Genomic DNA, 5944 nt, shown 5'->3' with positions numbered 1-5944 from the left:
AAGCTGCAAGCTGCAAGCTGCAAGCTGCAAGCTGCAAGCTGCAAGCTGCAAGCTGCAAGCTGCAAGCTGCAAGCTGCTCAGTGTGTCAGTAGAGTGGCTGAGGCCTGTCAAGTGCCTGTCCAGCTCTTCTTGAAGCTTGTCGCTTGAGGCTTGGGGCTGCTTCCTTGACAGCCCATACCCTGCCACCTAGCATGCCGCGCAGTTTAGAAGGAGTGTGCCTTGTCGATGCAACCCCAGGCTTTTTACCGCGTGGTAGCGGACGATTTCACCGCCGTCGATGGCATCATTCGCCAGCAGGTGGTCTCGCGCGTGCCGCTGGTGGAAAAGATCGGCGACTATATCATCTCCGCTGGCGGCAAGCGCCTGCGGCCGCTGCTGGTGCTGCTCAGCGGTCGCGCCCTGGGCTACCCGCATGACGATCTGCGCCTGCTGGCCGCCACCATCGAGTTCCTGCACACCGCCACCCTGCTGCACGACGACGTGGTCGACATGTCCGACATGCGCCGTGGCCGCAGCACCGCCAACGCCCAGTGGGGCAATGCACCCAGCGTGCTGGTGGGCGACTTCCTCTATTCCCGCTCGTTCGAGATGATGGTGCAGCTCGGCTCCATGCCGGTGATGAAGATTCTCTCCCACGCCACCCGCGTGATCGCCGAGGGCGAGGTGCTGCAACTGTCGAAGGTGCGCGACGCCAGCACCACGGAAGACACCTATATGGAAGTCATCCGCGCCAAGACTGCAATGCTGTTCGAGGCCTCGACCCACTCCGCCGCCGCCCTGGCCGGCGCCAGCGAAGCCCAGCGCGAGGCGCTGCTCACCTTCGGTGATCGCCTCGGCGTGGCCTTCCAACTGGTCGACGACCTGCTCGACTACAAGGGCGATGCCGCCGAGCTTGGCAAGAACGTCGGTGACGACCTCGCCGAAGGCAAGCCGACCCTGCCGCTGATCTACACCATGCGCGAAGGCAGCGAAGAACAGGCCGCCCTGGTGCGCCGCGCCATCCAGAAAGGTGGCATCGAGGATCTGGAGAGCATCCGCGCCGCCGTGGAAGCCTCCGGCGCCTTGGATTACACCGCCCAGCTCGCCCGCGACTACGCCGAAGCCGCCATCACCTGCCTCGACGCACTGCCAGCCGGTGAATACCGCGACGCCCTGATCGAACTGAGCCGCTTCGCGGTCGCGCGCACCCACTGAGCCGGGCCGTGGTGCGCGCAGCACACCCTACAAGAACAAGCCCCACGCGCCACACAAAACGCCGCCCGTACAGACCGTGTGAAAACGTAGCGAGCGCAGGTCAGGCAAGGCAAAAAACGGCGAAAAAGCGCAGTTTACGCGCTGTAAATGAGCATTTTGAGCCGTTTTTTAACGCAGCATGAGCAAGCGCAGTAGTTTTCACACAGTCTGCGTAGGGTGCGCCGTGCGCACCATCTGCCACAAACAAAAACGCCCCGAACCAGTCGGGGCGTTTTTCATCCGAGCGCGGCTTACAGGCGAAGGCCGCCGTCCAGCTCGAGAATGCGACCGGTGTAGTAGTCGTTTTCCATGATGTAAGCCACCGAGTGGGCGATCTCGTCTGGTTTGCCCATGCGCTTGAGCGGAATGCCCGCCGTCATTTTCTCCAACGCTTCAGGCCTCATGCTGGAGGTCATCTCGGTTTCGATGAAGCCTGGCGCCACACCTGCCACGCGGATGCCGTAGCGCGCCAGCTCCTTGGCCCAGACCACGGTATCGGCGGCGACACCGGCCTTGGCGGCGGAGTAGTTGGCCTGGCCCATGTTGCCAGCACGAGAAATGGAGGAAATGTTGACGATCGCGCCTTGGTTCTTCAGCTCAATCATCTTCGCCGCCACTTCGCGGGTGCAGAGGAACACGCCGGTCAGGTTGACGTCGATCACCGCCTGCCACTGCGCCAGGCTCATCTTGGTCATTTCGCCGTCCTTGACCTTGATGGTCAGGCCGTCACGCAGGATACCCGCGTTGTTGACCAGGCCGTTGATGGCACCGAAGTCCTCGGCCACCTGAGCCACCATGTGGGTAACCTGCTCTTCATTGGCCACGTTGCACAGGTAGGCACGGGCGTCGCCACCAGCGGCCTTGCAGGCAGCCACGGCCTCGTCGAGCTTCTCCTGATTGAGGTCGACCAGCGCCAGCTTGGCGCCCCTGGCCGCCAGGTATTCGCCCATGGCACGGCCCAGCCCCTGACATCCGCCGGTGATGATGATGACTTTATCTTTCAACTGCATGGTGTGTATCCCCTCGAAGCAAGAACATCAATCAACCCCGCCGGAGCCCTAAAGCGCTATGCTAGAGCGCCTGTCCGTTTATGACGGATCTTCTGCGAGGAGTCATAAAGTGAGCGTGAAAGGTGGCAAGCATGCACGAGAATTACTGCTCAAGGAATACCGTGGCGTGCTCAGCACCCATTCCAAGGCCATGCCGGGCTTCCCCTTCGGGTCGATAGTGCCCTATTGCCTGGATGCCCAGGGCCATCCTCTCATTCTCATCAGCCGCATCGCCCAGCACACCCACAACCTCAAGCAGGACGCCAAGTGCTCGCTGCTGATCGGCGAGCGCGGCGCAGAGGATGTGCAGGCAGCCGGCCGCCTCACTCTGCTCGCCGAAGCACGACAGTTGCATGACGAGGAGCAGATCGAAGCGGCCGCCCAACGTTATTACCGCTTTTTCCCCCAATCGCGCGACTACCACCGGGCGCATGACTTCGATTTCTGGTGTCTGCAACCGGTGCGCTGGCGTTTCATCGGCGGTTTTGGTGCCATCCACTGGCTCGACGAGGTGGCCTTGGCCAACCCCTTTGCCGCCGATGGCAGCGAAGCCAGCATGGTCGAACACATGAATGCCGACCATGCCAGCGCCATCGCCCATTACGTGCAACTGGCCGGCCTGCCCGATCATGAACCTGCACAGATGGCCGCTGTCGACTGTGAAGGCTTCCACCTGCGCATCGGCCAAAGCCTTTACTGGCTGGCCTTTCCAACATCCTGCAACAACCCGGGGCAGGTGCGTGAAGCCCTGGTGATGCTGGCCCGCGCCGAAAAATGGCCTGAGCCCGAAAAGGCTTCAGCTTGAATTCAGGCCATCACCCCATACTTACTCCTCATTGGAAGCTTGCTTCCGCCTAGGACTTCAAAGCCATGCGTGCCTTTCTGTTTCTATTTTTGCTGTTCCCCATCATCGAACTGGCCGTGCTGATCAAGGTGGGCAGCGCCATCGGCGTGCTGCCGACGGTGCTGCTGGTGATCGGCACCGCCATTCTCGGCAGCGTGCTGTTGCGCGTCGCCGGCGTCGCCACCGCCTGGCGCGCCCGGGAAAAACTGGCCCGCGGCGAGATGCCCGAGCAGGAAATGCTCGAAGGCCTGCTGATCGCCGTCGGCGGTGGCCTGTTGCTGCTGCCGGGCTTCATCAGCGACATCTTCGGCGTTCTCTGCCTGATCCCCTTCACCCGTCGCCTGCTGGTCGGCAAGATTCGCCGCCGCGCCGAGGAACAGGCCCTGCGCCAACGCGCCTTCTTCGACGATGCCGCCGCCCGCTCCGGCAAGACCCATCCCAACGTGCTCGAAGGCGAGTACGAGCGTCGCGACTGACCCCTCCCACGGGCGCCCGTTCGCGGCGCCCGCGTTGTAAAAATTTTTCATCCCGCCCCTTGAAATGCCCTGGCCCGCCCACATGTAGCAGTCACCGCAAGGTGCCTGCCCATCGAGGCAGTCCGACTTTCGCGGTACGCCCAGCGTGCCGCTCCCGGCCTAGCCGGATTTTACAAACCCGCCGCCCAAGAAAGGGTCGGCAAGTTGGCCATTCAATTGTTAGGAGAGATCGACAATGAAGCTTCGTCCTCTGCATGACCGCGTCGTGATCCGTCGCAGCGAAGAAGAGACCAAAACCGCTGGTGGCATCGTGCTGCCGGGTTCGGCTGCCGAGAAGCCGAACCAGGGTGAGGTCGTTGCCGTCGGTACCGGTAAGGTTCTGGACAACGGCGAAGTCCGTCCGCTGGCCGTCAAGGTCGGTGACAAGGTGGTATTCGGCCCCTACTCCGGCAGCAACACCGTCAAGGTTGACGGCGAAGACCTGCTGGTCATGGGCGAGCACGAAATTCTCGCCGTCATCGAAGCCTGATTCCCGCGAATCTCCGCATAACCGTCAAGAATTGAGGAGCAATCAACATGGCTGCTAAAGAAGTCAAATTCGGCGATTCCGCCCGCAAGAAAATGCTCGTTGGCGTCAACGTCCTGGCCGACGCCGTCAAAGCCACCCTCGGCCCGAAAGGCCGTAACGTGGTACTGGCCAAATCCTTCGGCGCCCCGACCATCACCAAAGACGGTGTTTCGGTTGCCAAGGAAATCGAACTGAAAGACGCCTTCGAGAACATGGGCGCGCAACTGGTGAAAGACGTTGCCTCCAAGGCCAACGACGCTGCCGGTGACGGCACCACCACTGCCACCGTTCTGGCTCAAGCCATCGTCAACGAGGGCCTGAAGTCCGTCGCTGCCGGCATGAACCCGATGGATCTGAAGCGCGGCATCGACAAGGCCACCACCGCCATCGTCGCCCAACTGAAAGAGCTGGCCAAGCCGTGCACCGACTCCAAGGCCATCGCCCAGGTCGGCACCATCTCCGCCAACTCCGACAGCTCCATCGGTGACATCATCGCCGAAGCCATGAACAAGGTCGGCAAGGAAGGCGTCATCACCGTCGAAGAAGGCTCGGGCCTGGAAAACGAACTGTCCGTCGTAGAAGGCATGCAGTTTGACCGCGGCTACCTGTCCCCCTACTTCATCAACAAGCCGGACACCATGGTGGCCGAGCTGGACAGCCCGCTGCTGCTGCTGGTCGACAAGAAGATCAGCAACATCCGCGAACTGCTGCCGGTGCTGGAAGCCGTTGCCAAAGCCGGCCGTCCGCTGCTGATCGTGGCTGAAGACGTCGAAGGCGAAGCCCTGGCGACCCTGGTGGTCAACAACATGCGTGGCATCGTCAAGGTCGCTGCCGTCAAGGCACCGGGCTTCGGCGACCGTCGCAAGGCCATGCTGCAGGACATCGCCATCCTGACTGGCGGCACCGTGATCTCCGAAGAAGTTGGCCTGTCCCTGGAAAGCGCCACTCTGGAGCACCTGGGTAACGCCAAGCGCGTCGTCCTGAACAAGGACAACACCACCATCATCGATGGTGCTGGCGCTCAGGTCGACATCGAAGCCCGCGTTGCGCAGATCCGCAAGCAGGTCGAAGAAACCTCTTCCGACTACGACAAAGAGAAGCTGCAAGAGCGTCTGGCCAAACTGGCTGGCGGTGTTGCCGTGATCAAGGTTGGCGCTGCCACCGAAGTCGAGATGAAAGAGAAGAAAGCCCGCGTCGAAGACGCCCTGCACGCCACCCGCGCTGCAGTGGAAGAAGGCGTGGTACCTGGCGGCGGCGTAGCCCTGGTACGCGCTCTGCAGGCCATCGAAAGCCTGAAGGGCGACAACGAAGACCAGAACGTCGGTATCGCTCTGCTGCGCCGCGCTGTCGAAGCGCCGCTGCGTCAGATCGTCTCCAACGCCGGCGGCGAGCCGAGCGTGGTGGTCGACAAGGTCAAGCAGGGTTCCGGCAACTTCGGCTTCAACGCTGCTACCGACACCTACGGCGACATGATCGAGATGGGTATTCTCGACCCGGCCAAGGTGACCCGTTCGGCGCTGCAAGCTGCTGCTTCCATCGGCGGCCTGATGATCACCACCGAGGCCATGGTGGCCGACGCGGCTGACGAGAAAGCCCCGGCCATGCCTGACATGGGTGGCATGGGCGGTATGGGTGGCATGGGCGGCATGATGTAAGCCGACCGGCTCCCTCGCCTCTAAAAGAACCCCGCGCCTGTCGCGTAATGCTGTTCACTTAAGCATTTGAGCCCCCGCGGGGCTTCCACGAAAATCCGATGCCAGGCTTCTGGTATCGG

6 protein-coding genes are annotated in these 5944 nt (G+C 62.1%); 5 read left to right on the top strand and 1 reads right to left on the bottom strand.

Features of this window, described 5'->3' with window-relative positions; genetic code table 11:
• The first annotated feature begins 225 nt into the window (after positions 1–225).
• The gene (locus ACSVIK_RS25905; RefSeq protein WP_442447004.1) at positions 226–1194 is read left to right on the top strand and encodes a polyprenyl synthetase family protein; all 969 of its coding nucleotides are present in this window, start codon (positions 226–228) and stop codon (positions 1192–1194) included.
• A gap of 290 nt (positions 1195–1484) precedes the next feature.
• On the opposite strand, the gene ACSVIK_RS25900 is transcribed toward ACSVIK_RS25905, so the two are convergent.
• Positions 1485–2243 (bottom strand): SDR family oxidoreductase, encoded by a 759-nt coding sequence (locus tag ACSVIK_RS25900; protein ID WP_442447003.1) that lies wholly within the window; start codon positions 2241–2243, stop codon positions 1485–1487.
• A 109-nt stretch (positions 2244–2352) separates the two neighbouring features.
• Here ACSVIK_RS25900 and ACSVIK_RS25895 point away from each other — a divergent pair, with 109 nt between their 5' ends.
• From ACSVIK_RS25895 to groL, 4 genes are all read left to right on the top strand, one after another.
• Positions 2353–3087 (top strand): HugZ family pyridoxamine 5'-phosphate oxidase, encoded by a 735-nt coding sequence (locus ACSVIK_RS25895; protein WP_442447002.1) that lies wholly within the window; start codon positions 2353–2355, stop codon positions 3085–3087.
• A gap of 65 nt (positions 3088–3152) precedes the next feature.
• Positions 3153–3602 (top strand): FxsA family protein, encoded by a 450-nt coding sequence (locus tag ACSVIK_RS25890; RefSeq protein ID WP_442447001.1) that lies wholly within the window; start codon positions 3153–3155, stop codon positions 3600–3602.
• Positions 3603–3837: 235 nt separating this feature from the next.
• Positions 3838–4131: a co-chaperone GroES gene (locus ACSVIK_RS25885; RefSeq protein WP_021700385.1), complete on the top strand. Its 294-nt coding sequence runs from the start codon at positions 3838–3840 to the stop codon at positions 4129–4131.
• 47 nt (positions 4132–4178) lie between these two features.
• Positions 4179–5825: a chaperonin GroEL gene (groL, locus tag ACSVIK_RS25880; RefSeq protein WP_442447000.1), complete on the top strand. Its 1647-nt coding sequence runs from the start codon at positions 4179–4181 to the stop codon at positions 5823–5825.
• The last annotated feature ends 119 nt before the right edge of the window (positions 5826–5944 follow it).

Origin of the sequence: Pseudomonas sp. NCHU5216 (genome assembly GCF_052156495.1) — a bacterium.
In the GTDB taxonomy this organism is placed as follows: domain Bacteria; phylum Pseudomonadota; class Gammaproteobacteria; order Pseudomonadales; family Pseudomonadaceae; genus Aquipseudomonas.
The sequence above is the reverse complement of the archived record's forward strand: the minus strand, read 5'-3'. Positions and strand labels throughout refer to the sequence as shown.

Excerpts from the sequence above, each read along its gene's own strand:
- ACSVIK_RS25890 (WP_442447001.1), top strand. The coding sequence starts at position 3,153 with ATGCGTGCCTTTCTGTTTCTATTTTTGCTGTTCCCCATCATCGAACTG.
- ACSVIK_RS25900 (WP_442447003.1), bottom strand. The coding sequence starts at position 2,243 with ATGCAGTTGAAAGATAAAGTCATCATCATCACCGGCGGATGTCAGGGG.
- ACSVIK_RS25905 (WP_442447004.1), top strand. The coding sequence starts at position 226 with ATGCAACCCCAGGCTTTTTACCGCGTGGTAGCGGACGATTTCACCGCC.
- groL (WP_442447000.1), top strand. The coding sequence starts at position 4,179 with ATGGCTGCTAAAGAAGTCAAATTCGGCGATTCCGCCCGCAAGAAAATG.
- ACSVIK_RS25885 (WP_021700385.1), top strand. The coding sequence starts at position 3,838 with ATGAAGCTTCGTCCTCTGCATGACCGCGTCGTGATCCGTCGCAGCGAA.